At 63.6% G+C, this 25,385-nt stretch carries 23 protein-coding genes and 2 pseudogenes; 2 read left to right on the top strand and 23 right to left on the bottom strand.

Going from position 1 to position 25,385, the window contains the following annotated elements:
- Positions 1-67: 67 nt before the first annotated feature.
- The 16 genes and pseudogenes from JJE66_RS18330 to eno all read right to left on the bottom strand — a co-directional run bounded on the left by JJE66_RS18330 (position 68) and on the right by eno (position 18,157).
- Positions 68-1,039 carry a tripartite tricarboxylate transporter substrate binding protein BugD gene (locus JJE66_RS18330; RefSeq protein ID WP_200515706.1) on the bottom strand — a complete coding sequence of 324 codons (972 nt, stop codon included), beginning with the start codon at positions 1,037-1,039 and terminating at the stop codon, positions 68-70.
- Between the two features lie 204 nt (positions 1,040-1,243).
- Positions 1,244-2,485, bottom strand: a complete 1,242-nt coding sequence (locus tag JJE66_RS18325) for a threonine synthase (protein WP_200515705.1) — start codon at positions 2,483-2,485, stop codon at positions 1,244-1,246.
- Positions 2,486-2,614: 129 nt separating this feature from the next.
- Positions 2,615-4,033: a dihydrolipoyl dehydrogenase gene (lpdA, locus tag JJE66_RS18320; RefSeq protein ID WP_200515704.1), complete on the bottom strand. Its 1,419-nt coding sequence runs from the start codon at positions 4,031-4,033 to the stop codon at positions 2,615-2,617.
- 140 nt (positions 4,034-4,173) lie between these two features.
- Positions 4,174-5,514, bottom strand: a complete 1,341-nt coding sequence (locus JJE66_RS18315; RefSeq protein WP_200515703.1) for a pyruvate dehydrogenase complex dihydrolipoamide acetyltransferase — start codon at positions 5,512-5,514, stop codon at positions 4,174-4,176.
- A 62-nt stretch (positions 5,515-5,576) separates the two neighbouring features.
- Positions 5,577-6,029: a nucleoside deaminase gene (locus JJE66_RS18310; protein WP_200515702.1), complete on the bottom strand. Its 453-nt coding sequence runs from the start codon at positions 6,027-6,029 to the stop codon at positions 5,577-5,579.
- 2 nt (positions 6,030-6,031) lie between these two features.
- Positions 6,032-6,334: a DUF5076 domain-containing protein gene (locus JJE66_RS18305; RefSeq protein ID WP_200515701.1), complete on the bottom strand. Its 303-nt coding sequence runs from the start codon at positions 6,332-6,334 to the stop codon at positions 6,032-6,034.
- A gap of 3 nt (positions 6,335-6,337) precedes the next feature.
- A complete protein-coding gene (locus JJE66_RS18300) occupies positions 6,338-7,726 on the bottom strand; it encodes a pyruvate dehydrogenase complex E1 component subunit beta (protein WP_200515700.1) in 1,389 nt (462 codons plus the stop codon).
- A 29-nt stretch (positions 7,727-7,755) separates the two neighbouring features.
- Positions 7,756-8,778: a pyruvate dehydrogenase (acetyl-transferring) E1 component subunit alpha gene (gene pdhA, locus JJE66_RS18295; protein WP_200515699.1), complete on the bottom strand. Its 1,023-nt coding sequence runs from the start codon at positions 8,776-8,778 to the stop codon at positions 7,756-7,758.
- A 169-nt stretch (positions 8,779-8,947) separates the two neighbouring features.
- Positions 8,948-10,327, bottom strand: coding sequence for a glycerophosphodiester phosphodiesterase family protein (locus JJE66_RS18290; protein ID WP_246756452.1), 1,380 nt, complete (start codon positions 10,325-10,327; stop codon positions 8,948-8,950).
- Positions 10,328-10,469: 142 nt separating this feature from the next.
- Entirely contained in the window at positions 10,470-11,987 is a 1,518-nt protein-coding gene (adh, locus tag JJE66_RS18285; protein WP_200515698.1) for an aldehyde dehydrogenase, read from the bottom strand.
- A 271-nt stretch (positions 11,988-12,258) separates the two neighbouring features.
- Entirely contained in the window at positions 12,259-13,218 is a 960-nt protein-coding gene (locus JJE66_RS18280; RefSeq protein ID WP_200515697.1) for a GAF domain-containing protein, read from the bottom strand.
- A 170-nt stretch (positions 13,219-13,388) separates the two neighbouring features.
- Positions 13,389-13,706, bottom strand: coding sequence for a septum formation initiator family protein (locus JJE66_RS18275; RefSeq protein WP_027529774.1), 318 nt, complete (start codon positions 13,704-13,706; stop codon positions 13,389-13,391).
- Between the two features lie 148 nt (positions 13,707-13,854).
- Positions 13,855-14,406 (bottom strand): NADPH-dependent FMN reductase, encoded by a 552-nt coding sequence (locus tag JJE66_RS18270; RefSeq protein WP_200515696.1) that lies wholly within the window; start codon positions 14,404-14,406, stop codon positions 13,855-13,857.
- A 182-nt stretch (positions 14,407-14,588) separates the two neighbouring features.
- Positions 14,589-15,587, bottom strand: a pseudogene (locus JJE66_RS18265) (MBL fold metallo-hydrolase).
- Between the two features lie 112 nt (positions 15,588-15,699).
- Positions 15,700-16,839, bottom strand: a complete 1,140-nt coding sequence (locus tag JJE66_RS18260) for a zinc-binding dehydrogenase (RefSeq protein ID WP_200515695.1) — start codon at positions 16,837-16,839, stop codon at positions 15,700-15,702.
- 34 nt (positions 16,840-16,873) lie between these two features.
- On the bottom strand, positions 16,874-18,157 hold the full coding sequence (gene eno, locus JJE66_RS18255) for a phosphopyruvate hydratase (RefSeq protein WP_200515694.1): 1,284 nt from the start codon (positions 18,155-18,157) through the stop codon (positions 16,874-16,876).
- A 126-nt stretch (positions 18,158-18,283) separates the two neighbouring features.
- Here eno and queF point away from each other — a divergent pair, with 126 nt between their 5' ends.
- Entirely contained in the window at positions 18,284-18,760 is a 477-nt protein-coding gene (gene queF, locus JJE66_RS18250; protein WP_200515693.1) for a preQ(1) synthase, read from the top strand.
- A gap of 40 nt (positions 18,761-18,800) precedes the next feature.
- On the opposite strand, the gene JJE66_RS18245 is transcribed toward queF, so the two are convergent.
- The 5 genes and pseudogenes from JJE66_RS18245 to JJE66_RS18225 all read right to left on the bottom strand — a co-directional run.
- Positions 18,801-20,012 carry an MFS transporter gene (locus JJE66_RS18245; RefSeq protein WP_200515692.1) on the bottom strand — a complete coding sequence of 404 codons (1,212 nt, stop codon included), beginning with the start codon at positions 20,010-20,012 and terminating at the stop codon, positions 18,801-18,803.
- Entirely contained in the window at positions 20,012-20,875 is an 864-nt protein-coding gene (kdsA, locus tag JJE66_RS18240; protein WP_200515691.1) for a 3-deoxy-8-phosphooctulonate synthase, read from the bottom strand. Before kdsA ends, JJE66_RS18245 begins: the two co-directional genes overlap by 1 nt.
- A gap of 126 nt (positions 20,876-21,001) precedes the next feature.
- Positions 21,002-21,328, bottom strand: a complete 327-nt coding sequence (locus tag JJE66_RS18235) for an NIPSNAP family protein (RefSeq protein ID WP_200515690.1) — start codon at positions 21,326-21,328, stop codon at positions 21,002-21,004.
- Positions 21,329-21,507: 179 nt separating this feature from the next.
- Complete coding sequence (locus tag JJE66_RS18230) at positions 21,508-21,819, bottom strand: nuclear transport factor 2 family protein (protein WP_311979985.1); 312 nt, start codon at positions 21,817-21,819, stop codon at positions 21,508-21,510.
- Positions 21,820-21,888: 69 nt separating this feature from the next.
- Positions 21,889-22,281: pseudogene (locus JJE66_RS18225) on the bottom strand (RidA family protein); the annotation flags it as partial.
- A gap of 165 nt (positions 22,282-22,446) precedes the next feature.
- Here JJE66_RS18225 and JJE66_RS18220 point away from each other — a divergent pair.
- Positions 22,447-23,160 carry a helix-turn-helix transcriptional regulator gene (locus JJE66_RS18220; RefSeq protein WP_246756608.1) on the top strand — a complete coding sequence of 238 codons (714 nt, stop codon included), beginning with the start codon at positions 22,447-22,449 and terminating at the stop codon, positions 23,158-23,160.
- A gap of 36 nt (positions 23,161-23,196) precedes the next feature.
- On the opposite strand, the gene JJE66_RS18215 is transcribed toward JJE66_RS18220, so the two are convergent.
- Complete coding sequence (locus tag JJE66_RS18215) at positions 23,197-24,828, bottom strand: CTP synthase (RefSeq protein ID WP_200515688.1); 1,632 nt, start codon at positions 24,826-24,828, stop codon at positions 23,197-23,199.
- 166 nt (positions 24,829-24,994) lie between these two features.
- Entirely contained in the window at positions 24,995-25,384 is a 390-nt protein-coding gene (gene secG / locus JJE66_RS18210) for a preprotein translocase subunit SecG (RefSeq protein WP_200515687.1), read from the bottom strand.
- Between the last annotated feature and the right edge of the window lies 1 nt (position 25,385).

Raw genomic sequence — 25,385 nt, 5'->3', positions numbered from 1 at the left:
TCTTCTGTTGCCGCGGATAGAGGCGTTGGTGGGTTACGCTTCGCTAACCCACCAACAAATCCCCGTCTCACTCCACCTTGATGTTCGCGGCCTTGATGATCGGCCACCATTTTGCGATCTCGGCCTTCTGGCGATTGCCGAGCGCTTCCGGCGTGAGCTGATCCTTCGGCGTCATCTCCAGGCCCTGGCTTTCGAGCTGCTTCTTCACAGCGGGATCGTTCAGCGCTTCCACGGCGGCCGCATTGAGTTTGGTGACGATCTCCTTCGGCGTGCCCTTCGGCACCCACAGGCCCGACCACAGCGTCATGTTGAAGCCCTTCAGCCCAGCCTCTTCCGCGGTCGGGATCTCCGGTGCTGACGCCAGGCGCTTGTTGTCGGTGATGGCATAGGCGCGGATCGTGCCGGCGCGGACCTGGTTGATGGAGTTGGAGGTCTGGTCGACGATGATGTCGATCTGGCCGGCGATGAGATCGTTCAGCGCGGGCGCGGTGCCGCGATACGGCACGAATTGCAGCTTGATGCCGGAGACGCTCTCGAAATAGACGCCGGCGATATGGCTGCCGGAGCCGGCACCGGCCGTGCCGGCCGTCGGCGGCGAGGGGCGCGATTTCAGCCATTCCATAAGCTCTTTCAGCGAGGTCGCCGGCACGGCGTTCTTGCTGACCACGATCATCGGGTTGCTCGGCAACAGCACCACGGGTTCGAGATCGGCGACGAGATCGTAATTGAGCTTGTAGACGGCGCCGTTGGCGACATGGGTGCCGAGATGGCCGAACGAGATGGTGTAGCCATCCGGCGGCGAATGCACGGCGCGGCCGACGCCGATCGAGCCGCCGGCACCCGTAACGTTCTCGATCACCACGGCCTGGCCGAGCGAGACGCGCATCCGCTCGGCGAGCACGCGCGCCATCGCATCCGACGGGCCGCCGGCCGCGAAGGGAACGATGATGGTGATGGGATGCGACGGATAATCGTCGGCGCGCGCGGCGCCGGTGAGCGCGAGAATGCCGATCAGCCCGGCCCAGACGGTCTTCTTCATTGTGCTCTCCCGACGCTTCCTCTTTTTCTTCACCTCGCCCGCTTGCGGGGAGAGGTCGAAATTCCCGCGAAGCGCGGGTTTCGGGTGAGGGGGAGCCTCCGCGAGCCCTTCTGCTAGAGGACTCGCGGAGACTCCCCCTCACCCCGACCCTCTCAGCGCGAGCGAAGCTCGTCGCGCCCCCGCAAGCGGGGCGAGGGAGAGCTTCTAGAACTGTGTGTAGTCGATCGGCTTGTGGCGATCGAGCGTGCGGGTGACCGGCGGCAGCGGGTACTTCAGGCCGGTCGCGCAGTTGAACAGCATCACGCGGTCGGTCTTGCTGACGCGGCCGTCGGCGAGGCTGTCCTTGTAGGCGGCATAGGTCGCGGCGCCCTCGGGGCACAGCAGCAGCCCCTCCTCGCGCGCGACTTCGTTCAGCGCCGACGAGATCTTGTCGTCGTCGACCGCGATGGCAAAACCCTTGCTCTCACGCACGGCGCGCAAAATCAGAAAGTCGCCGATCGCCTGCGGCACGCGGATGCCCGATGCGATGGTGTGGGCGTCCTCCCAACGCGTGGCATGCTCGGAACCGGCCTCATAGGCGCGCACCATCGGCGCGCAGCCCGAGGCCTGCACGGCGACCATGCGCGGACGCTTGCTGCCGATGAAGCCGATCTTCTCGAGCTCGTCGAACGCCTTCCACATGCCGATCAGGCCGGTGCCGCCGCCGGTCGGATAGAAGATCACATCGGGTACGTCCCAGTTGAGCTGCTCGGCGAGCTCCAGGCCCATCGTCTTCTTGCCTTCGATGCGGTACGGCTCCTTCAAGGTCGAGGTGTCGAACCAGCCGACTTTTGCCTTGCCCTCGCCGACGATCTTGCCGCAATCGTCGATATAGCCGTTGACGCGGTAGACGGTCGCGCCCTGGAGCTCGATCTCGCTGACGTTCACCTCGGGCGTATCGGCCGGGCAGAAGATCGTGGTCTTGATGCCGCAAGACGTCGCATAGGCCGCGAGCGCAGCACCAGCATTGCCGTTGGTCGGCATCGCCATGTGCTTGATGCCGAGCGCCTTGCCCATCGACACCGCCATCACGAGGCCGCGCGCCTTGAACGAACCGGTCGGCAGCCGTCCCTCGTCCTTGACGATGATCTCGCCGCCGCCGAGTTTTGCGCCGAGCTTCGGCAGCCGGATCAACGGCGTGGTCACTTCACCGAGCGAGACGATGTCCTGGCATTTGCGCACCGGCAGCAGCTCGCGGTAGCGCCACATGTCGGCGGGCCGTTTGCTAAGCGCATCCTTGGTCAGCGCCTTCTTCACGCCGGCGAGGTCGTAGCGCACGAGCAGCGGCTTGCCGGCTTTGGAGAGATTGTGGACCTGGTCGGCGGCGTAATGATCGCCCTCCATCGCGCATTCGAGATGGGTGACGAAGGTCGGGCGTTCGATGGTGAGGTTGTCGTTGTCTTGCATGGGCTCTCTTCTTTCTTGTTCTGTGAGCGATCCTTTGTCATTGCGAGGAGCTCTTGCGACGAAGCAATCCAGACTATCTCCGCCGATGCCTTCTGGATTGCTTCGCTTCGCTCGCAATGACGGCGGCGGTCAGATATTCAACACCCTTCCATAGGCATCGAGCACGGCTTCCTTCATCATCTCCGACAGCGTCGGATGCGGGAACACCGTGTGCATCAGCTCTTCCTCAGTGGTCTCCAAATTCATGGCGACGACATAGCCCTGGATCAGCTCGGTCACCTCCGCACCGACCATGTGGGCGCCGAGCAGCTGGCCGGTCTTCTTGTCGAAGATGACCTTGACCAGGCCTTGGTCCTCACCGAGCGCGATCGCCTTGCCGTTGCCGACGAAGGGGAAGCGGCCGACGCGGATCTCGCGGCCGTTCTCCTTGGCCTTGGCTTCAGTCAGGCCGACGGAAGCCACTTGCGGGTTGCAATAGGTGCAGCCGGGGATCAGAAGCTTGTCCATGGGGTGCGGATGCAGGCCCTTGATCGCTTCGACGCAGACGACGCCCTCATGCTCGGCCTTGTGTGCCAGCATCGGCGGACCGGCGACGTCACCGATGGCGTAGATGCCGGGAATGTTGGTCTTGCCGTAGCCGTCGATCACGATGCAGCCGCGGTCGGTTTTGACGCCGAGCTTCTCCAGTCCGAGATTCTCGATATTGCCGACGACACCGACCGCCGAGATGACGCGCTCGAACTCGGCCGTCTGCTTGGTCTTGCCGTCATCCAGCGTTGCGACCACGCTGTCGCTCTTCTTCTCCAGCTTGACGACGCCGGTGTTGGTGAGGATCTTGATGCCCTGCTTCTCGAGCCGCTTGCGTGCCAGCCCGGCGATCTCGGCGTCCTCCACCGGCAGGATCTGCGGCAGCACCTCGACCACCGTGACGTCCGATCCCATCGTCTTGAAGAACGATGCGAACTCGATGCCGATGGCGCCCGACCCCATCACCAGCAGCGACTTCGGCATCTTCTCCGGCACCATCGCCTCGAAATAGGTCCAGATCAGCTTCTTGTCGGGCTCGAGCCCGGGCAGCACGCGCGGGCGCGCGCCGGTGGCGACGATGATGTGCTTGGCCTGATAAGCGCCCTCGCCCAGCGCGCCCTTGGGCGCCTCGACATCGGACTTCTTCACGGTGACCTTGCCAGGCGCGTCGATCGAGGCGGCGCCCCAGATCACGCTCACCTTGTTTTTCTTCATCAGGAAGCCGACGCCGTCGTTGAGCCGCTTCGACACGCCGCGCGAGCGCTGGACGACGGCCTTCGGGTCGAACGACACGTTATCGGCCGACAGGCCGTAATCCTTGGCGTGCTGCATGTAATGGTAGATCTCGGCCGAGCGCAGCAGCGCCTTGGTCGGGATGCAGCCCCAGTTCAGGCAGATGCCGCCGAGATACGACTTCTCGACGATCGCGGTCTTGAGGCCGAGCTGGGCGGCGCGGATCGCGGTGACATAGCCGCCGGGGCCGGAGCCGATGATGATGACGTCGAAGGATGTGTCGGCCATGCTTAGCGCTCGTTCCCATTCAACCGGCCTCAATGTTCGAGACCATCATTGCGAGGAGCTCTTGCGACGAAGCAATCCAGTCTGCCGGTCACGTCCTGGATTGCTTCGCTTCGCTCGCAATGACGACGCGAATTCGGTTCTCACACCATCATCATGACGGGGTTTTCGATCAGCTGCTTGAAGGCGCCGATCAGTTCGGCGCCGAGCGCGCCGTCGATGGCGCGGTGATCGCACGACAAGGTCACGCTCATCATCTGCGCGATCTCGATCTTGCCACCGCGCACGACCGGACGCTCCTCGCTGGTGCCGACCGCGAGGATCGTCGCATGCGGCGGGTTGATCACCGCGGTGAAGTGGCTGATGCCGTACATGCCGAGGTTGGAGACAGCCGTTGTGCCGCCCTGGTACTCTTCCGGCTTCAGCTTGCGCGAGCGGGCGCGCGCGGCAAAATCCTTCATCTCGTTGGAGATGGTCGAGAGCGTCTTGGTCTCGGCCTTGCGGATGATCGGCGTGATCAGGCCGCCGGGCATCGCCACGGCAACGCCGACGTCGGAATGGTGGTGCTTGACCATGCCGCTTTCGGTCCAGCTCACATTGCAGTTCGGAATCTTCTGCAGCGCCACCGCCATCGCCTTGATGACGAAATCGTTGACCGAGATCTTGTAGAGCGGCTTCTTGTCCTTGTCCTTGGGAGCAGCCGCGTTGATCTCCTCGCGCGCCGCGAGCAGCTTGCCGATGTCGCAGTCGATGGTGAGATAGAAGTGCGGGACGTTCTGAATCGACGCGGTCAGGCGTTGCGCGATGGTGCGGCGCATGCCGTCATGCGGGACGACCTCGTAGGAGCCCGGCTCGAACAGCGACAGGATCTGCTTGTCCGACATGGTCGGCGCGATCGACGGCGCACCGGACGGCGCCGCGGCGGGTGCCTTGAGGCCTTTGCCTGATTTGGCCTGCTCGACGTCGCGCGCAACCACGCGGCCGTGCGGGCCGGTGCCGGTGACCATCCCGACATCGATGCCGGCGTCCTTGGCGAGACGGCGCGCCAGCGGCGATGAGAACACGCGGCCGCCATGGCCGTTGCCTCGTGCCGCCGGTGCTGCGGCCTGCGGCGCTGCAGCCGCGGCCGGCGGCGGCGCTTTCGGCGCAGCAGGAGCCGGCGCTGCAGCGGGAGTATCGGCAGCCTTCGGAGGTGCAGCCGAAGCGCTGGGCTTCGCGCTACCTGCCGCCTTCACGTCCTCGCCCTCGCCGGCGAGTACCGCGATCACGTCGTTGACCGGCACGTCCTGCGTGCCCTCGGGCACGAGGATCCTGGCGATCGTGCCTTCATCAATGGCCTCGACCTCCATGGTGGCCTTGTCGGTCTCGATCTCGGCGATGACGTCGCCGGATTTGACCTTGTCGCCTTCCTTCTTCAGCCATTTGGCGAGGTTGCCCTTCTCCATCGTTGGCGAAAGAGCGGGCATCAGGATGTTGATGGGCATGCCGACCTCACGAAGAACTTCTCAAAATGTCGCCCCCGGAAGCGAGGACGAACAGACCAGGTTTAGTTGCCGATGTCGCCTTGCCACAGGCGCTCATTGGCGGGAACGGAACGCCAATTCTTCATCATGGTGATGGAGCGGTCGTCGGCAAGATCGATCCAGGGTATCCCGAACTTGTCGAGAATGTCCTTGGATCCCTCGAAGGTGACGGATTCCCCGATCACCACCAGTTTGACCTTGAACAGAGCGAGCGCGCCGGCACACATCGAGCATGGCGACAGCGTGGTGTACATGACGGTGTCGTGGAACGAGATCGCGCCGGCCTCACGCAGGCAGCTCATCTCGCCGTGCAGAATGACGTTGTTCTCCTGCACGCGGTTGTTGTGGCCGCGGGCGATGATCTTGTTGTCGCGCGTCAGCACGGCGCCGATCGGCAGGCCGCCCTGCGCGATCGAATCCTGCGCCTCGCGGATCGCCTCCAGCATGACATCGAAATGGTAGGATTCGATCGCCACGGTCAGTGTCCCTTCCCGCGCGGTGTCGTCGTGCCGGTGTCGGTGGGACGCTCGATCTCGGCCTGGAACATCTCGAGGATCCGGTTCATGGCGTCCTCCTCGGTGTATTCGCTTTCGCGCGAATAGGCGCGCGCGGCGTGGCGGGCGAGATCGACCAGCAGCAGGCCCCACATGTCGGGCTCCTCGAAGGCGCGCTGGAACGCCATCGACAGCCCGCCGTCCAGCACGAACACGCGCAGGATCTCGACCGCATCATCGCGGGCGACGACGTCGGGTGGCAATGGCTGCTCCTTCGGGCCCACCATGGCCTACCTGTAGCAGACGGCTTTGGCTGCCTCGACCACTTCGGCCACGGTCGGCAGCGCGAGCTTCTCGAGGTTCGCGGCATAGGGCATCGGCACGTCCTTGCCGGAGACGCGGGTAACAGGCGCATCCAGATAGTCGAAGGCGTTTTCCATGATGCGCGCGGCGATCTCGGCGCCGACACCGCTCTGGGCCCAACCCTCTTCCACCGTCACCGCACGTCCGGTCTTCTTGACCGAGTTGACGATGGTCTCCGTGTCCATCGGCTTCAGCGTGCGCAGATCGATCACTTCGGCTTCGATGCCGTCCTTGGCGAGCTCGTCGGCGGCCTTCAGCGCATAGCTCATGCCGTTCGACCAGGAGATGATGCTGACATGGCTGCCGGCGCGCACGATGCGCGCCTTGCCGATCGGGATCACGAAATCGTCGAGCTTCGGCACTTCGCCGGTGTGACCGTAGAGCACCTCGTTCTCGAGGAAGATCACCGGATTGGGATCGCGGATCGCGGCCTTGAGCAGGCCCTTGTAGTCGGCGGCCGAGAACGGCGCGACGACCTTGAGGCCCGGGACGCTCGAATACCAGGCCGAGTAATCCTGGCTGTGCTGGGCGGCAACGCGCGCTGCCGCGCCATTCGGCCCGCGGAATACGATCGAGCAACCCATCTGGCCGCCGGACATGTAGAGCGTCTTGGCGGCGGAGTTGATGATCTGGTCGATCGCCTGCATGGCGAAGTTGAAGGTCATGAACTCGACGATCGGCTTCAACCCGGTCATCGCGGCACCGACGCCGACGCCGGCAAAGCCGTGCTCGGTGATCGGCGTGTCGATCACGCGCTTGGCGCCGAACTCCTGGAGCAGGCCCTGGGTGACCTTGTAGGCGCCCTGATATTCGGCGACCTCTTCGCCCATCACGAACACGTCGGCGTCGCGGCGCATCTCTTCGGCCATCGCGTCGCGCAGCGCTTCGCGGATGGTCTGGGTCACCATCTCGGTGCCCGCGGGCACTTCCGGATCGGGCTCGGCGACAGCCTGCGGCGCGGGCGCGGCCTTCGGCGCGGGTGTCTCGGCCTTTGCAGCGGCGGGAGCTGCGGACTCCGCGGCTTTCTCCTGCTTGGCCGGCGTGGACGCCTTGGCAAGATCGGCGGCGCTCTCGCCGTCGGCGAGAATGGTCGCGATCGGCGTGTTGACGGGAACGTCCGCGGTACCCTCGGCGATCAGGATCTTGCCGAGCGTGCCCTCATCGGTCGCCTCGACCTCCATGGTGGCCTTGTCGGTCTCGATCTCGGCGATGACATCGCCGGACTTGATCGTCTCGCCCTCTTTTTTCAGCCATTTGGCGAGATTGCCCTTTTCCATCGTGGGCGACAACGCGGGCATCAGCACTTGAATTGGCATATCGACTCCAAGAGAAAGCTTGCGCGCGTTCAGCGATAAACGTCGGTCCAGAGCTCGGCGGCATCCGGCTCGGGATCATGCTGGGCAAAGTCGGCGGACGCGTTGACGATGTCGCGCACCTCGGCGTCGATTGCCTTGAGGTCGGCCTCGCTCACCTTGGCCTCCAGCAGACGGTTACGCACCTGCTCGATTGGATCCTGGTCGTGGCGGACCTTCTCGACCTCCTCGCGCGTGCGGTATTTTGCAGGGTCGGACATCGAATGGCCGCGATAGCGGTAGGTCTGCATTTCCAGAATCATCGGCCCCTTGCCGGCGCGGCACCAGGCGGCAGCCTCGTCACCGGCGGCCTTGACGGCGCGAACGTCCATGCCGTCGACCTGCAGGCCGGGAATGTTGAAGGATGCGCCGCGCTTGGAGAAATCCTGCTGCGCCGAAGCGCGCGAGACCGAGGTGCCCATGGCGTAACGGTTGTTTTCGATGACGTAAATCACCGGCAGTTTCCAGAGCTCCGCCATGTTGAAGCTCTCATAGACCTGACCCTGGTTGGCCGCGCCATCGCCGAAATAGGTGACGCTGACATTGTCGTTATCGCGATAGTGATTGGCGAAGGCGAGACCGGTGCCTAGCGAGACCTGCGCGCCGACGATGCCGTGACCGCCGTAAAAGTGCTTCTCCTTGCTGAACATGTGCATGGAGCCGCCCTTGCCCTTGGAATAGCCGCCGCGGCGTCCCGTGAGCTCGGCCATCACGCCCTTGGCCTCCATACCGGTCGCGAGCATATGGCCATGATCGCGATAGCCGGTGATGACCTGATCGCCCTGTTTCAGGGCCATCTGCATGCCGACCACCACGGCCTCCTGGCCAATATAGAGGTGGCAGAAACCACCGATCGCGCCCATGCCGTAGAGCTGACCGGCCTTTTCCTCGAATCGCCGGATCAGGAGCATGTCGCGGAGCGCCTTCAGCTCCTGCTCCCTGGTGAATTCCGGGGGCGAACCGCCGTTGGTCTTGTCTTGTGGGCTGCTTGCGGCGGCTTTCTTGGGGGCGGCCATGAGAATTCCGGGTCAGAGAAAACTAAGCCCTCTCTAACCCAACTCAATCGCGTGCGAAAGCACCGCAGCGACATGGCACGACTTTCATTATGCCGCACTGCAACGTGGCCGAAACTTTGCAAAACCTTTAGGCTTGATCAGGCAACATTTGGCTCCCGCGACGCCCGCCTCACCAGCCGAGCTCGCGCAGATACGCCGCACGGGCGGCAACGCCGGTATGCGTGAAGTCGGTGAAGACCCCATCGACGCCGAGACGGAAGAATTTGAGATATTCCAGGCCCGGATCGGCGCGATAGTCGGCAGCCAGATATTTCTTCTCGTTCCGGAACGTGAAGACGTGCACGAACAGGCCGAGCTTGTGGGCGTCGGCAATCAGGCTCGTTGCATCCTGCGTCGAAGCCTCAGGCGTCGCGCCCTTGTAGGGCGTGCCGTCGGCATTGGCGTCCTTCCACGGCGCGATCTTGAGCGGCACGATATAGGCCTTCCACGGCCCAATGCCGTCGGCATAGGTCTTGATCTCGGCAAGGCCGGCAGGGGTCAACATCGCATCGTACAGCCGCGCGTCGCCGGCAACCGTCCAGTCGTACGGACGGGAATTGGTGATGTTGTTGAGCAGGACCTTGCCGGTTTTGAAGTCGATCCCGTTGCCGTCGACGAGCTGGACCTGCCGGGTCTCCAGGCCATGGCTGCGCATATATTTCAGGCTGCCGGGCTCGAAGCTTTGAACGAAGATCGGAGCGTCCTTGGTGTTGAGGCCGTTATCCTTGACGATCTTGATCAGGGCATCCTCGAGCGGATGGCTGCCCGGCGCGCCGCAGCCATTGGCGATGGCCTGGGCGTTATTCCAGGTCGGATTTTTGGTTTCCGGATAGACGGCGATGGAACGCCCCGTCTCCTTGCTCTTGGCCTTGGCGATATCGAGGATGTCCTGGAAGCTGATGACCGGGAATTTGCCGTTGAACACCTTCGGCCGCTCGCTGGCGGCATCATAGGTGGTGCCGCCAATCCAGCCCTTCAGCTCGGCCATGGTGAAGTCGGTGATCGACCAGTCATTGGTGTGATCTTCGCCGTCGACGATCAGTGACTTCAGCACCGATTTGGGATCGGCCGGATCGGTTAGGTCGACGAGGTAGTCGGCTGGACCGTTGGTGGGAGAAGGCGCCTTGACGCGCACACCGGGCACCGTGCGCTTGCGCGCTGCGACCGCCGCATTGGTCTTCGCCACCTCGGCAACGTTGGTGTTGTCGGCGAGCCAGGGGTTGTGCCGCGCGACCAGGACGCAATCCTTGGTGAGGTGCAAATCCTCTTCGAGCGCGTCGGCTCCGAGCGCCGCGGCGAGGTCATACGAGGCCTCGGTCTCTTCGGGCACCAGTCCCGGCACGCCGCGATGTCCGAGGATCAGCGGCGCCTTGCCATCGACGGTCAGGAAGGGTTTTGTGCCTGATGGCACCGGGGCGGTCTGCGCGCACGCCATCGACATCGGCAGCAGCGCCGCGCCGAACAACATCGCTCCAGCACGCAGCGTCCGTCGGGAACGATTGTTCGTCATGGCAAGCCTCCATCTTCACGGCATCGTATCAATGCCGGGCTTGCCGTCTTGTCTTAAAACTCTGACAGGCGGATGACGGTAGGCCGCATAGACAACAGCCCGGAACGGGCGGCGCAGATGAGCGCCGCCCTCTCCTGCCGGATCAGAAGAATCCGAGCTTCTTTGGGCTATAGCTGACCAGGAGGTTCTTGGTCTGCTGGTAGTGATCGAGCATCATCTTGTGGGTTTCGCGCCCGACGCCCGACTGCTTGTAGCCGCCGAACGCCGCATGGGCGGGGTAGGCGTGGTAGCAGTTGGTCCAGACCCGGCCGGCCTGGATCGCGCGGCCGAAGCGATAGCAGCGGTTGGCATCGCGGCTCCAGACGCCGGCCCCGAGGCCGTAGAGCGTGTCGTTGGCGATGGCGAGCGCCTCGTCGTCGTTCCTGAAGGTCGTGACGGAGACGACGGGGCCAAAGATCTCCTCCTGGAAGATTCGCATCTTGTTGTGGCCCTCGAACACCGTCGGTTGGACATAGAAGCCGCTGGCGAGATCGCCGGCGAGGTTTGCGCGTCCGCCGCCAGCGAGCACCTTCGCGCCCTCCTGTTTGCCGATGTCGATGTAGGAGAGGATTTTTTCCAACTGTTCGCCCGAGGCCTGAGCGCCGATCATGGTGTCGGCGTCGCGCGGATCGCCCTGCTTGATGGCGGCGACGCGCGTCAGCGCCCGCTCCATGAAGCGATCGTAGATATCCGCGTGCACCAGTGCCCGGCTCGGACAGGTACAGACCTCGCCTTGGTTCAGCGCGAACATGACGAAACCTTCGATCGCCTTGTCGAAGAAATCGTCATCCTCGGCGGGGACGTCCTTGAAGAAGATGTTCGGCGATTTGCCGCCGAGCTCCAGCGTCACGGGAATGAGGTTCTGGCTGGCATATTGCATGATCAGCCGGCCGGTCGAGGTCTCGCCGGTGAAGGCGATTTTGGCAATCCGTGGACTGGAGGCCAGCGGCTTGCCGGCTTCGAGACCAAAGCCATTGACGATGTTGAGAACGCCGGGCGGGAGCAGATCGCCGACGATCTCGGCCCAGACCATGATCGAGGCTGGCGTCTGCTCGGCCGGCTTCAGCACCACGCAGTTGCCGGCGGCGAGCGCCGGCGCGAGCTTCCAGCACGCCATCAGCAGCGGGAAGTTCCAGGGAATGATCTGGCCGACCACGCCGAGCGGCTCGTGGAAATGATAGGCGATGGTGTCGTGGTCGATCTCGCCGATCGAGCCTTCCTGGCCGCGGACGACCCCGGCGAAATAGCGGAAGTGATCGATCGCGAGCGGAATGTCGGCGGCGCGGGTCTCGCGGATCGGTTTGCCGTTATCCCAGGTCTCGGCGATTGCGAGCCGCTCGAGATTCTCCTCCATGCGGTCGGCGATCCTGTTCAGGATCGCGGCGCGTTCGGCAACGCTGGTGCGCGCCCAGCCGTCCTTGGCGGCATGCGCCGCGTCGAGAGCGGCTTCGACGTCCTGCTGGTCGGAGCGCGCGATCTTGCAGACGATCTGACCCGTCACCGGCGAGGCATTGTCGAAATACCGGCCGGAAGCCGGCGCGACGAACTTGCCGCCGATGAAGTTGTCATAGCGCGCGGCGAAGGGAACTTTGATAACGCTGAGAAATTCGACCTTGTTCATTGATCACTCCCGATGTTGCTGTTGGCGCAATCGTCGTGTGTTCACGACTTGCGCCGACGATGTCGCAGGGGGTGTTTTCTGTCAGCCCGGGCGGGAACGATGGCCGGGCTGACCTGTCGCAGTTCTGCGACAGGTCATGCGGACGGCAGCGATATCGGCGTGATCCCTAGAGCTTTTTCCGTTCCGATAGAATCGGAACGGAAGCTCTAGATTTTTTTGTTTTGACGCGTTTTCTTCACGCGAACCGCTATCCACTTCGCTGGAAAACGCTCTAGTGCTTGAGCTCGAACCGCTTGAGCTTCCTGTGCAGCGTGGCTCGGCTGACGCCGAGGGCCTTGGCGGCTGCCGACACGTTGCCACCCGCGCGCAACAACGCCCGCTGCACCACCACGCGCTGACCGCCGGCGAGGTGGTCATGAGCCGCATCGCCGCCGAACAGATCGGTTGCAGGCACCGGCTGCAGCGGACGGCCGGGCGCGATCCCCAATCCCACCCGGGCGGACCGGGTCGCACCTACCACGAGATCATCCGCATCGACCGCAACGAGGCCGCTGCACTGGCCGTCCGGGCCATGCGTCAATACGATGCGCGCATGGGCGAACGCCCTGCGAAACAGATCGGCCTCGATGCGCTTTGCCGCCTCGCTTGCCGCGAGCGCGATCAGATTGGAGAACGCATCGGTCCGGTCGGCCCGGCAGGAGGAGACGTCGAGGACGCCTGCGAGGGCCGCCTCATGGTCGTAGATCGGAATGGCGGTGCAGCTCAGAAGCGTGTTGCGGGTGAAAAAATGCTGGTCGCGGTCGATCGTCAGCGGCCGCTGCTCGACGAGGCAGGTGCCGATGCCATTGGTGCCCTCGTGCTCCTCGCTCCAGAGCGCTCCGGTCCACAGGCCCCAGGATTGAAAGGTGGTGTCGTCTGCCGGCGTGCCGCGACGATCGACCGGCACGCCCTCGCCGTCGGCAAGCAGCACGCAACAGCCGGCGGCGCCGACCGCGTGATGGAGCCGATCCATCGCGCCCCGCGCAGCAGCAAGCAACGGCGCGATGCGCTCGCGCGCCTCGCGGAGTTCCGCTTCCGTCAGCCGCTCCGGCACGCCGCGGCCGGACGGGTCGAGACGATGCAATCGCGACGAACGGCGCCAAGAGGCCACGAGCGCGGAACGAGCCGCCTGGCCTGATGCAATGGCGGCCTCGACACGGGCCGCGTGATGCTGGGGGGCTTGCCCATTCATCACTGTTTCCTCCGGGTGGCAGTCTAGGCTGAGCCGGTACGGCCCGGTTGATCTGCGTCAACCTTGAAACAGCGATTGAACCCATGGGCCAGCTCCGACACTGCCGTCAAGCCGCCGTCCGGTTCTGTGCCTGCGACTTTCGATGCCGGTTTCGGAAGACGCGGAAAGCGCTAGTTCTGCGGGATCATCCGAACCAGATCGTGCGGATTGACATAGTCGAGCTGAAAGCGCGCCCGCTCGTCGAGCATGTCGGGGTCGATCTTCTCGGTGCGCAGCAGCGACACGCGCTGCTCGCTCCGGGCGCGCTCGCGCTTGAGCTGGGCCAGCTCACTGGTCAGCGCGATGATCTCCTGATCGAGCTCCTGGCGGGCGTTGAGGCCGTATTTGCCGGTATAGGCGTTGACGCCGAAATAGCCGACGATGGCGGCCGCCATCGCATAGAGGGCAAGGCCGGTCAGGATCGATTTGAGGCGCGCGCGGGAGACCATTTTGGCAAGATGGGCCAGCTTGGTTAAGGAAGTGCTAACCTCAGCCCCAACCGTCATACCCGGCCTTGTGCTGGGCATCCACGTTCTTCATGGCCACCGCAAAGACGTGGATGGCCGGGACAAGCCCGGCCATGACGGAGAATGAGGCTCAGCCGTGGTGCTTGGCGACGTGCGCCGCGAAGGCGTCGATGTAGGCTTGGAGCACGGGCTTGAGCGACTCCTTCGTCAGATTCCCCTCGGCATCAAAGGCGTCGCCGACGGCATTCAGGTAGATCTCGGGCTGCTGCATGATCGGGCCGGTGATGCCCGGCAGGATGTTCTGGAGCGTCTTGGCTGCGCTGACGCCACCGAGCGGGCCGGGCGAGTTCGAGACGATGCCGACCGGCTTGCCGTTGAACGAGCTCTTACCATAGGGCCGCGAGCCGACGTCGATGGCGTTCTTCAGCACGCCCGGGATGGCGCGGTTGTATTCCGGCGTGACGAAAATGACGCCGTCGGACTTCTGGACCTTGTCGCGGAAGGCAAGCCAGTCGGCGGGCGGTGCGCCCTCGAGGTCCTGATTGAAGAACGAGATGCCCGCCAGCGTGATGACCTCGAGCTTGAGCGAGGCCGGCGCAAGCTTGGCGAGCGCATGGGCGATCTTCAGCGAAAAGCTCTCCTTGCGCAGGCTGCCGGCGATCGTGAGGATGTTGTAGGCCATCAGATGATCCTTAAAACCTTGAGGGAAAGTGCCGGGCGGCACTTAAGCCATCCGGATCGATGGATGCAAGTGCATGAACCGACCCGATTTGGAAACACTGAGTTTCTCGAAAGCAGATGGTCGCCCAAAACAATCGGGCCGCCAAGCGGCGGCCCGGTCATTCCTGCAAATCTGCAAATCGATCAGATCGTCGGATTCCACGCCGACGGAATCAGGCGGTACTTGGCGCCGTCCTTCTCGACATGTCCGACCGAGGGGAAGGTGAAGTGGAAACCGACCACGGTCGCCTTCTCCGCCGCTGCCATGTCGTAGAATTTGTGGCGCGTTTCCTGCGCCAACGCGGCGTCAGTGTCGTAAATCACATGCCAGTCCGGATTGCGCAGGAAGAATTCCGGAATGTTCGTGACGTCGGACTGGATCAGTATCTTCTTGTCGCCCGATGGGACCGCGAACGAAGTATGCCCCGGCGTGTGGCCCGGCGTTCCGATCGAGGTGATGCCGGGTGCAACCTCCTTGCCCCAATCGTACTTGGTGACCTTGGATTGGAGGCCGGCAAAGGTCTTCTTCACGTTGGCGAAGTAATTCTTCATCATCGGATTGGACTCGGCTTTCGACGCGTTGTCCTCGCTGGTCCAGAACGCCCAATCCTTGGCTGGCACCATGATCTCGGCGTTGGGAAAGGCCATCGCACCATCGGCCAAACGGATGCCATTGGTGTGGTCGGGATGCAGATGCGAGAGCAGCACGACGTCGATGCTATTCGGATCGATGCCGGCTGCTTGAAGGTTTTGCAGTGTACGGCCGACCGCGCCCTTGGTCGCCTCAAAGTTCGCAATGCCGTTGCCGGTGTCGATCAGCACGAGCTTGGAACCGGTGTTGATGAGTTGCGGATTGAACGGCACCGTGACCATGCCCTTCGGCATGTAGGCGGCGTCCGAAGCGGCGAGCGCCTCCTCCTTAGGGATGTTGGTCACGAACGTGTCCGGCATCGGGAAGCTGCGCGCACCGTCGTTGATCGAGGTGCACTCGAAGCTGCCGACCTTCTAGCGGTAGAAGCCCGGCGCCTGCGCGCCGGCTTGCGGCACTGCGGCATTGGTTGCAATTGGTCGCAGTCCGGCCATGGCAACTGCGCCGATCGCGGCGGCGCCTGCAAACAGATGACGGCGATTGAGATCGGTCATGGCGATGTCCCCTTCTGAGCGCGCGTTGCGGTTTTCCGCTTTCAACGCGGCGGAACAATCTCCCGCTTCGCTCAGAAGGCAAGATCTCTTTTGGTTGACCTGCCTTCGCAGATCACGACAATTTATTCGGATCGATGAGGAATTTTTCGCCGGTCGCGCGTTTGGCGTACACCGCGATATTGACCGGATCGAGCGCCTCAGGAAGCGACACGACCTTGGTGTAGTGGCTGGCAAAGGTGGTCTTCAGTTCACTCACGACGCGCTGACGCAGCCGACCGATATCGGCAGGCCCGATCTTCTGCAGGAACGGGGTCAGCAACCAGCCACCGACACCCCAGGCCATGCCGAAGCCGCGCGGCAGTTCGATCGGACGGATATCGAGCGCGCCGTAGACATAGACCTGCTTGTGCACGCTGGAACCGTAGCGGCTGTATTCCTTGGCCGTCTTGTTGATCGCGATCTCCATGCAGTTGAGGATGTCGCCGGCGAGCTTGCCGCCGCCGATGGCATCGAAGGCGATGGTGGCACCGGTCTCGACCAGCGCGGCCGTGAGATCGTCGAGGAAATCAGGCGCGCTGGAATCGACAACGTGCTTGGCGCCGATCTTCTTCAGGATCTCCGCCTGCTCCCTGCTGCGCACGATGTTGACGAGCCCGATGCCGTCCTTGATGCAGATCTTGTTCAGCATCTGGCCGAGATTGGAGGCAGCTGCGGTGTGCACAAGGGCCTTGTGGCCTTCGCGCCGCATCGTCTCGGTCATGCCGAGCGCGGTGAGCGGATTGACGAACCAGGACGCGCCCTCCGCCGCACTCGTGCCCTCGGGCAACGGCTGGCAGTCCCTCGCCTTCAGCGTTCGGTACTGCGCGTACATGGCGCCACCGATCATCGCGACCGTCTTGCCCATCAGCGCCTTCGCAGCATCGGACGAACCGGTCTTGATGACGACGCCGGCGCCCTCATTGCCAACTGGCAAGGATTGGTCGAGCCGCGCCCCCATCGCGCGCATCGCAGCGTCAGGCACCTTTGCGGTGATGATTGGCGCCTCCTTCGTGCCGAACGCCTTGGCCGTGCTCATGTCGGCAGCGCCAACGAGCAGGCCGAGGTCGGACGGGTTGATCGGTGCCGCCTCGATGCGGACGACGACCTCGTCGTCCGCGGGCTCGGGGGTCGGCACGTCCAAAAGCGAGATTTCGAGTTCACCGCTCTTCTTGATCAGCGAACGCAGTTGCAGGCCGGTCTTGCCGTCGCTCATGTCGATCCTCCCGTGTCCTTGTTGAAACGCCGGCTTATGCCAGCGCCTTCAGAGCCGCCTTGCCGCCGTAGAGCGCCTGCTTGCCGAGCTGCTGCTCGATGCGCAGGAGCTGGTTGTATTTGGCGGTGCGATCCGAACGTGCAAGGGAGCCGGTCTTGATCTGACCGCAGTTCGTCGCGACCGCGAGGTCGGCAATGGTGGAATCCTCGGTCTCGCCCGAGCGGTGCGACATCACCGAGGTGTAGCCGGCCTTGTGCGCCATCTCGACGGCGGCGAGCGTCTCGGTCAGCGTGCCGATCTGATTGACCTTGATCAGGATCGAGTTGGCACGTCCCGCTTTGATGCCTTCGGCGAGGCGCTTGACGTTGGTGACGAAGAGATCGTCGCCGACGAGCTGGCACTTCTTGCCGACGAGGTCGGTGAGCTCCTTCCAGCCGTCCATGTCGTCTTCCGACATGCCGTCCTCGATGGTGACGATCGGATAGCGGCCGACGAGGTCGGCGAGATATTTGGCCTGCTCGGAGATCGAGCGGGTCTTGCCCTCGCCTTCATAGACATACTTGCCGTCCTTGAAGAACTCGGTCGAGGCGCAGTCGAGACCAATCACGATGTCGCTGCCCGCCTTGTAGCCGGCCTTGCCGATCGCGTTCATGACGAATTCGAGCGCGGCATCGGCCGACGGCAGGTTCGGCGCAAAACCGCCCTCGTCGCCGACATTGGTGTTGTGGCCGGCCTTCTTCAGTTCCGACTTCAGCGTATGGAAGACCTCCGCACCGTAGCGCAGGCCCTCGGCGAAGGAGGACGCGCCCACGGGCAGGATCATGAACTCCTGGAAGTCGATCGGGTTGTCGGCATGCACGCCGCCGTTGATGATGTTCATCATCGGTACCGGCAGCAGCCGCGCCGAGGTGCCGCCGACGTAACGATAGAGCGGCATGTCGAGCGAGTTCGCGGCCGCCTTGGCGCAGGCCAGCGACACGCCGAGGATGGCGTTGGCGCCCAACCGACTCTTGTTCGGCGTGCCGTCGAGATCGATCATGATCTGGTCGATCTGGGCCTGCTGCTCGACGTCGAGGCCGCTCAGCGCCTCGAAGATCTCGCCGTTGACGGCGCCGACCGCCTTGAGGACGCCCTTGCCGAGATAGCGGGCCTTGTCGCCGTCGCGCAATTCGACCGCCTCGTGGGCGCCGGTGGAGGCGCCGGATGGCACCGCGGCACGACCGAGCGCGCCATCTTCCAGCACGACGTCGACTTCGACGGTAGGATTGCCGCGGCTATCGAGGATTTCGCGTCCGATGATGTCGATGATGGCGGTCATGGGGGCCTCTTTTCGGGGAACAAAGGGGGCAGTTGGCGCTGCTTCTACCGCAATGCATCGAAGCGGAAAAGGCCGGGTGACGTCCGCGCTGCGATTGGCTAAGAGGGCCGCCACGGAGGCGGCCTGATGTCGAAAAAACCCAGCAAATCAAACAACTCACCTTCTTTGCAGCTCGGCCGCGCCGTGGAATGGCCGGATGCGCCCGAAAAGGCAAAGCTCGACCGCGTGCCCAATCCGCAAGGAGGGGCCGACTATCTGGTCCGCTTCACTGTGCCGGAATTCACTTCGCTTTGCCCGGTGACGGGACAGCCCGATTTCGCCCATCTGATGATCGACTACGCGCCTGGCCAATGGCTGCTGGAGTCGAAATCGCTGAAACTCTACATCGCGAGCTTCCGCAACCACGGCGCCTTCCACGAGGACTGCACCGTGATGATCGGCAAGCGCATCGCGAACGAGATCAAGCCAAAGTGGTTGCGCATCGGCGGCTATTGGTATCCGCGTGGCGGCATCCCGATCGACGTGTTCTGGCAGACCGGCCGCGTGCCGAAGGGCGTGTGGGTGCCGGAGCAAGGCGTCGCGCCGTATCGCGGGCGGGGTTAGAACGATATTTCCGCGGCAAGCGCGCTAAGCTGCAACGCCATCACGCGCGCGCGTCGGACGGTGCCCGCGGCTTGAGCAGCTGGGCGCAGACGAAGCCCAGCACCACGATGATCGCGGCGCTCGCAAGGAGCGTCGGCACCTTGCCGCCGTGCTGGAGGCCGAGGCCGTAGGCCAGCGGTCCGACGGTCTGCCCCATGAAGAAAAAGAACGAGTGCAGCGACATCGCGGTCGCCCGCGCCCCGATCGACAGCTCGCTGGCGAACACCTGCAAGCAGCCATGGATCATGTAGAAACCCCAGCCCATCGCCAGCATGCTGGCGAATTGCAGCTTCCAGCCGGGACCGAAGGCGAGCGCGCCGAGTTGCAGCGCCACGAGGCAACCGCCAGCGATCATCATGCCCTTGACGCCGAGCCGCGGCAGCATGCGCGAGACCATGAACGTATAGAGCAACCCGCCGACCGCAAAACCCGCGATCACGATGCCGGCGATCGACAATGATTTTTCGCCGAGATCGAACAGGAATGCCGCGATGAAGGGAAACAAGCCGAACACGCAGCAGCCTTCGACGAACACGGCGGAGTAGCAGTAGCGCGTGTTGGGATTGGCGAAGATGGTGCGGTAGCCTTGTCTCAAGGTTCTCAGGTCGGTCTTCGGCGGCGGCGTCAGCGCGGCGCCGCGAAAACCTGCCGCAACCGCGACGGCGGCAATCAGGCCAAGCGCGCCAAGGATCACGAGCACGCCGCGCCAGCCGGCGAAATCGCCAATGATGCCGCTTGCGGACGCGCCGAGCAGATTGCCGGTCATCGACCCCGCCATGGTGCGTCCGATCGCGACCTGTCGCTTGGCCGGCGCGACGAGATCGGCGGTCAGGCCAAGCGCCACCGGAAACACACCGCCGGAGGCGATACCGGCCAGGATGCGGGTTGCGAACAGGCCCGAAAAACTGGTCGTGAGCGCACCCAGAATGCAGGCGACGCCAAGCAGCGCCAGGCACAGCGTCATCAGCCGCGCCTTGCCGAACAGATCGGCGGCCGCGCCGACCGCAGGCTGCACCAGCGCATAGATCAGCGCAAAGCCGGCCGCGATGCTCGCGGCCGTGGTGATGCTGATGGAAAAATCCTCCGCAACGTGCGGCAGCACGGGATCGAGCGCGCGCGTCGACAAGGCCGCGGAGAATCCGGCGAGCGCGATGATGTTGATCGCCGGCGGAAACTTCTGGTCGGAGGGCGGCCTGGTCACAGGCTGGTGCATCAGCGCGGTGTGCTCTTCGACGTACTCTTGGCAAGCGTATCGAACGCCATCAGCGTGCGGATCAGCCCTTCGAATTCGCGTAGCGGCACCATGTTGGGTCCATCGGACGGCGCGCGATCGGGATCGGGATGGGTCTCGATGAAGACGCCGGCGACGCCGACGGCGACGGCTGCGCGCGCCAGCACCGGCACGAATTCGCGCTCGCCGCCCGAAGACGCGCCCTTCCCGCCCGGCTGCTGCACCGAATGGGTGGCGTCGAAGATCACGGGCGCGCCGGTCGTGCGCGCCATGATCGGCAGCGCGCGCATGTCCGACACCAGGGTGTTGTAGCCGAAGGAAACGCCGCGCTCGGTGACGAGCACGTTGGGATTGTTGGCGCTGGTGATCTTGCTCACGACATTCGTCATGTCCCAGGGCGCGAGAAATTGGCCCTTCTTGACGTTGACGACCTTGCCGGTTGCGGCCGCCGCCAGCAGCAGATCGGTCTGCCGGCACAGGAAGGCCGGAATCTGCAAGACGTCCACGGCCTGCGCGACATCGGCGCATTGCGCGGCATCGTGCACGTCGGTCAGCACGGGCAGACCCAGCGAGGACCGGATCTCGGCGAAGATCGGCAGCGACTGCGCAAGCCCGAGGCCGCGCGCAGCCGAAGCGCTGGTGCGGTTGGCCTTGTCGAACGAGGTCTTGTAGACAAGGCCGACCTTGAGCCGCGCGGCGATCTCCTTCAGCGCGGAGGCCACCTCCAGCGCATGCTGGCGGCTTTCGAGCTGGCACGGCCCGGCAATGATCGCGATCGGCAGATCATTGCCGAATTTGACCGTGCCAACGCTGACGACCGGGGCCGCGGATGGTGAAGAGCTCAAGGCCAATGTCCCTCGTTTCGCCGCGACCATAGCGGTGATGAGGGGCCGATCAACCCCATTCGGCCCGGGCTATCAGAATAACAGGGTTGCGTCGGGGTCTCCCGACGCCCCCCGCGCGGGAAGCCGCTACTTGACCGACGAGAAGGCGGTCGGCGCCAGGATCTGGCTGACGATATTGGCAACGATCTGGCCGTCCGCTTCCGTCTTGGCACGCGCCTCGATCCATTCCGGATCGATCATGAATGCGCCCCACTTCTTCTCGCGGTCGGCGAGCGACTCCCAGGCCAGGAAATAGGTCAGTTCCTGATTGGAGTCCCCGATCAGCGTCGTGAAGAAGCCGGCCTGCTTGATGCCGTGCTTTTCCCAGATTTTCAGCGTGATGGTGTCAAAGCGCTTGAGCAGCGCCGGCAGACGGCCGGGCACGCAGCGATACTGGCGCATTTCGTAGATCATCCATTCCCTCCAATTTTCTCGCGCGGCGGTTATAGCGATTGCCCTAGGAGGTGTCTTGATGCGATCGCGCGCGGCACGCATGACGATTCGAGAGCCCAGCTCCGCAAGCGCGAGCCAGAATCTCCATTTCGTTCCGAAATCAACCAAATTGCTGCGGCGCCGCGAGACTCCTGTACGCCTCATCCCCGGGTGACGTGCGCAGCAACGCAAACCCAGCGGCCAGCACGACGCGCCCAGCTGTCGGTGTATCGCCCGAAGCCGGCCGATCCATCGGCCTTTGTGTACGTCGTCCGCGCATGAATAATCGCCATGTCACCCATGATCCGGATCCGCACGTCCTCATATCCCAGGTTCGATATGGTTACGGGCTTCGCGATCTGTTCAATGAACCCTGCGCGGTCGACCACTGATCCATCAGGGTTGCTGTTGAGGAAATCATCACTCAAATGTTCGCGGAACCAATCAACATCTCTCGTGGCAACCGAGCCCATATAGCCGGCGTTGAGGTGCGTCAGTGCGTTCATATCCCTTGCCGACGGTCCATCCTCCAGATCGGACTTGATCGCAACGCAATCGACTTCCACGTCGAATTCACCGGGCCAGGACGGCACCGTCAGAAAGATGCGCGCAGGCGGCGAGACGGGAAAATAGCGTTGATACACCGCGTTGAATGCTTTGAAGTTCGAGCTTTCAGGTGTGCAGTAGACGTTGCATTTCACGACCTGTTGCAACGATGAGCCGGCGACCTCCAGACAGAGTTTCATCTGGTCGAGCACGATCTCGGCCTGCTGCACGAACGGCAATCGCTTGACTTCGCCGTTGGCTGGATCAAATGGCGGCAAGCCCGATACATAAACCGTCTCGCCGGCGACAATGACCGGACAGACCGGTCCCTTCCGCCGTCGTTCCAGAAAGGTGGAAACAGGCTCAACTCTGATGGGTTCGCGTTTCACGATCGCCTCCTCCGGGTCTGTTGATCGGATGGACCGAACATGCCCCTCCTGTCGCATCCCGCGTGTCGATTGTCTCGCTCTGCGAGTTTGGCGCGCGCCGAACTCTGCTCGCTTGTTGTGCTGGCGTGAACAATGATACGGAAGACCATGTCTGCATCGGCAAACATGGTCGAAGTGGCAGCGCTCGTCGGCGATACCGCGCGCGCGACCATGTTGTCAGCGCTCATGGGCGGCCAATCGCTGACAGGAAGCGAGCTGGCGTTTCTTGCGCGGATTTCGCGACCGACGGCCAGTGAGCACCTGTCCAAGATGGTCGATGCCCGGCTCATCTCGGTGACCAAGAAGCGCAGCTATCGGTACTACCAGATCGCATCGCCGCTGGTCGCAAGCATGCTCGAGGCCATGAAGCTGGTGGCTGCTCTGGAAGTTCCCCAGCGATATCACCCTCGATCGGCGCGCCACAACGCGCTGCGGCTCGGTCGCACGTGCTACGATCACTTGGCGGGCAGGTTAGGCGTTGCGATTGCAGACTCTCTCATCGCCTGCGGCTGCGTCGTGCTCGGCCAGGATGGTGGCGACGTCACTGATGCCGGCGCGAAGGTCTTGAGGAAATTCGGCGTCGAGCTGAGCCGAACGCGCCAGAGCAAGCGCATCTTTTGCAGGCCATGCCTCGACTGGAGCGAACGCCGGTATCACATCGCCGGTCACATCGGAGCTGAAATCCAGCGACGCTGCATGGAGCTCAACTGGCTGATCCGGGTGAATGGCACACGGGCAGTGCAGGTAACGACCGCGGGCGAGATCGGTCTTCGCGATACCTTTGGCCTGGATACGCCAAGTCTTCAAATCGACCCGCCGGCCGTCAGGACCGGAACGTGAGTCACCCGGGTCCATTGAGCGCCGCGCTTTGCGACACTACACCAGCCGGCTCTGCACCATCGCCGCCTGGATGAAGGACGCAAACAACGGATGCGGCTCGAACGGCCGCGACTTCAGTTCGGGGTGGAATTGGACGCCGATGAACCAGGGATGATCCTCGTACTCGACGATCTCCGGCAGCACGCCGTCGGGCGAGAGGCCTGAGAATTTCAGGCCGTGCTGCTCGAGGCGATCCTTGTAGGCGGTGTTGACCTCGTAGCGGTGGCGGTGACGCTCGGAAATCTCGGTCGCGCCGCCATAGACCTGCGAGACACGGCTGCCGCGATTGAGCGCCGCCGGATAGGCGCCGAGCCGCATCGTGCCGCCGAGATCGCCGGCATTCGAGCGCTTCTCGAGCTCGTTGCCGCGCAGCCATTCCGTCATCAGGCCGACCAGCGGCTCCTTGGTCGGGCCGAACTCGGTGGAGTTGGCCTCCTCGATGCCGACGAGGTTCCGCGCCGCTTCGATCACCGCCATCTGCATGCCGAAGCAGATGCCGAAATAGGGCACGTCGCGTTCGCGCGCGAACTGCGCCGCGCGGATCTTGCCTTCGGCGCCGCGCTGGCCGAAGCCGCCGGGCACCAGGATGCCGTTGACGTGTTCGAGGAACGGCGCCGGATCTTCCTTCTCGAAGATCTCGCTCTCGATCCAGTCGAGATTGACCTTCACCTTGTTGGCGATGCCGCCATGCGAGAGCGCCTCGATCAGCGACTTATACGCATCCTTCATGCCGGTGTACTTGCCGACGATGGCGATGGTGACGTCGCCTTCCGGATTGCGGATGCGCTCGTTGATCTGCTGCCAGCTCTTGAGCACCGGCGGGATTCGCGAGCCGATGCCGAAGGCGGCGAGCACTTCGTCGTCGAGGCCCGCATTGTGGTAGGCTTCAGGTACGGCGTAGATGCTGTCGGCATCGCGCGCCTCGATCACGGCGCTTTCACGCACGTTGCAGAACAGGCCGAGCTTGCGCCGCTCTTCCTTCGGAATCTCGCGATCGGTACGGCAGAGCAGGATGTCAGGCTGGATGCCGATCGAACGCAGCTCCTTCACCGAGTGCTGTGTCGGCTTCGTCTTCAATTCGCCGGCGCTCGGAATGTAGGGCAGCAGCGTGAGGTGAATGTAGATGGCGTGATCGCGCGGCAGCTCGTTCTTGAGCTGGCGGATCGCCTCGAAGAACGGCAGGCCCTCGATGTCGCCGACGGTGCCGCCGATCTCGACCAGCACGAAGTCGTAATCGTCATTGCCCGAGAGGACGAATTCCTTGATGGCGTTGGTGACGTGCGGCACCACCTGGATGGTCGCGCCGAGATAATCGCCGCGGCGTTCCTTGGTGATGATGTCCTGGTAGATACGCCCGGTCGTGATGTTGTCGGCCTTGGTCGCAGGCCGCCCGGTGAAGCGCTCGTAGTGACCGAGATCGAGATCGGTCTCCGCGCCGTCATCGGTCACGAATACTTCGCCGTGCTGGTACGGCGACATCGTTCCGGGGTCGAGGTTGAGATAGGGGTCGAGCTTACGGAGGCGGACTTTGTAGCCCCGGGCCTGCAGCAGGGCACCGAGTGCCGCTGAAGCCAGACCCTTGCCGAGCGAAGAAACCACGCCGCCGGTGATGAATATGTACCGCGCCATGGGGCTTAACCTCTAATCCCTCGAATTCGATTCGCCAAAGCGATTCGCATTCCGCCCCAAAGAATCTGCGGGCCTGTGGGTGAGCCAAAACTAAGAGTGGTGACAGAGCGTTGATGGGGACTGTTGATGCAGGACGCTAGCCACCGCCCTGCATGGCCCCCCTGCTTTATTGCGAGCGAGGCACCTGCGGACCGCTTGGCGCTGCCGGGGCCTGCTGCTGCTCGTCCGCCTTCTTCAGCGTATCCAGGATGCCGCCCGAGGTCGGCGGGGTGATCGGCCCGCCGCCGGCCGGCTGGGTCTGCGACGCCGGCGTGCCGATGATCGACGAAGGCGCACGGTTGTAGCCGGCATACCAGGACAGGAACAGGCTGGTCAGGAAGAAGCCCGCGGCGAGGACCGCGGTGGTTCGCGACAACAGATTCGCAGTGCCGCGGCTCGACATGAAGCCCGCGCCTCCGCCCATGCCGAGGCCGCCGCCTTCCGACTTCTGGAGCAGCACGGCGCCGATCATGACGGCGACGATCATGAGGTGGATGACGATGACAACGGTCTGCATA

This window comes from Bradyrhizobium diazoefficiens, assembly GCF_016612535.1.
Lineage (GTDB): Bacteria > Pseudomonadota > Alphaproteobacteria > Rhizobiales > Xanthobacteraceae > Bradyrhizobium > Bradyrhizobium diazoefficiens_C.
This window is presented reverse-complemented; position numbering and strand designations above follow the sequence as displayed.

Coding starts and splice junctions, on each gene's coding strand:
- JJE66_RS18230 (WP_311979985.1), bottom strand. CDS start 21,819: ATGGGCTCGGTTGCCACGAGAGATGTTGATTGGTTCCGCGAACATTTG.
- adh (WP_200515698.1), bottom strand. CDS start 11,987: ATGAACAAGGTCGAATTTCTCAGCGTTATCAAAGTTCCCTTCGCCGCG.
- secG (WP_200515687.1), bottom strand. CDS start 25,384: ATGCAGACCGTTGTCATCGTCATCCACCTCATGATCGTCGCCGTCATG.
- JJE66_RS18290 (WP_246756452.1), bottom strand. CDS start 10,327: ATGACGAACAATCGTTCCCGACGGACGCTGCGTGCTGGAGCGATGTTG.
- JJE66_RS18220 (WP_246756608.1), top strand. CDS start 22,447: ATGGTCGAAGTGGCAGCGCTCGTCGGCGATACCGCGCGCGCGACCATG.
- JJE66_RS18325 (WP_200515705.1), bottom strand. CDS start 2,485: ATGCAAGACAACGACAACCTCACCATCGAACGCCCGACCTTCGTCACC.
- JJE66_RS18280 (WP_200515697.1), bottom strand. CDS start 13,218: ATGAATGGGCAAGCCCCCCAGCATCACGCGGCCCGTGTCGAGGCCGCC.
- JJE66_RS18245 (WP_200515692.1), bottom strand. CDS start 20,012: ATGCACCAGCCTGTGACCAGGCCGCCCTCCGACCAGAAGTTTCCGCCG.
- eno (WP_200515694.1), bottom strand. CDS start 18,157: ATGACCGCCATCATCGACATCATCGGACGCGAAATCCTCGATAGCCGC.
- lpdA (WP_200515704.1), bottom strand. CDS start 4,033: ATGGCCGACACATCCTTCGACGTCATCATCATCGGCTCCGGCCCCGGC.
- pdhA (WP_200515699.1), bottom strand. CDS start 8,778: ATGGCCGCCCCCAAGAAAGCCGCCGCAAGCAGCCCACAAGACAAGACC.
- JJE66_RS18300 (WP_200515700.1), bottom strand. CDS start 7,726: ATGCCAATTCAAGTGCTGATGCCCGCGTTGTCGCCCACGATGGAAAAG.
- JJE66_RS18260 (WP_200515695.1), bottom strand. CDS start 16,839: ATGAGCGACGGCAAGACCGGCCTGCAACTGCGTTCGCTGATCAAGAAG.
- JJE66_RS18315 (WP_200515703.1), bottom strand. CDS start 5,514: ATGCCCATCAACATCCTGATGCCCGCTCTTTCGCCAACGATGGAGAAG.
- queF (WP_200515693.1), top strand. CDS start 18,284: ATGTCGAAAAAACCCAGCAAATCAAACAACTCACCTTCTTTGCAGCTC.
- JJE66_RS18235 (WP_200515690.1), bottom strand. CDS start 21,328: ATGATCTACGAAATGCGCCAGTATCGCTGCGTGCCCGGCCGTCTGCCG.
- JJE66_RS18275 (WP_027529774.1), bottom strand. CDS start 13,706: ATGGTCTCCCGCGCGCGCCTCAAATCGATCCTGACCGGCCTTGCCCTC.
- JJE66_RS18305 (WP_200515701.1), bottom strand. CDS start 6,334: ATGGTGGGCCCGAAGGAGCAGCCATTGCCACCCGACGTCGTCGCCCGC.
- JJE66_RS18215 (WP_200515688.1), bottom strand. CDS start 24,828: ATGGCGCGGTACATATTCATCACCGGCGGCGTGGTTTCTTCGCTCGGC.
- JJE66_RS18330 (WP_200515706.1), bottom strand. CDS start 1,039: ATGAAGAAGACCGTCTGGGCCGGGCTGATCGGCATTCTCGCGCTCACC.
- JJE66_RS18270 (WP_200515696.1), bottom strand. CDS start 14,406: ATGGCCTACAACATCCTCACGATCGCCGGCAGCCTGCGCAAGGAGAGC.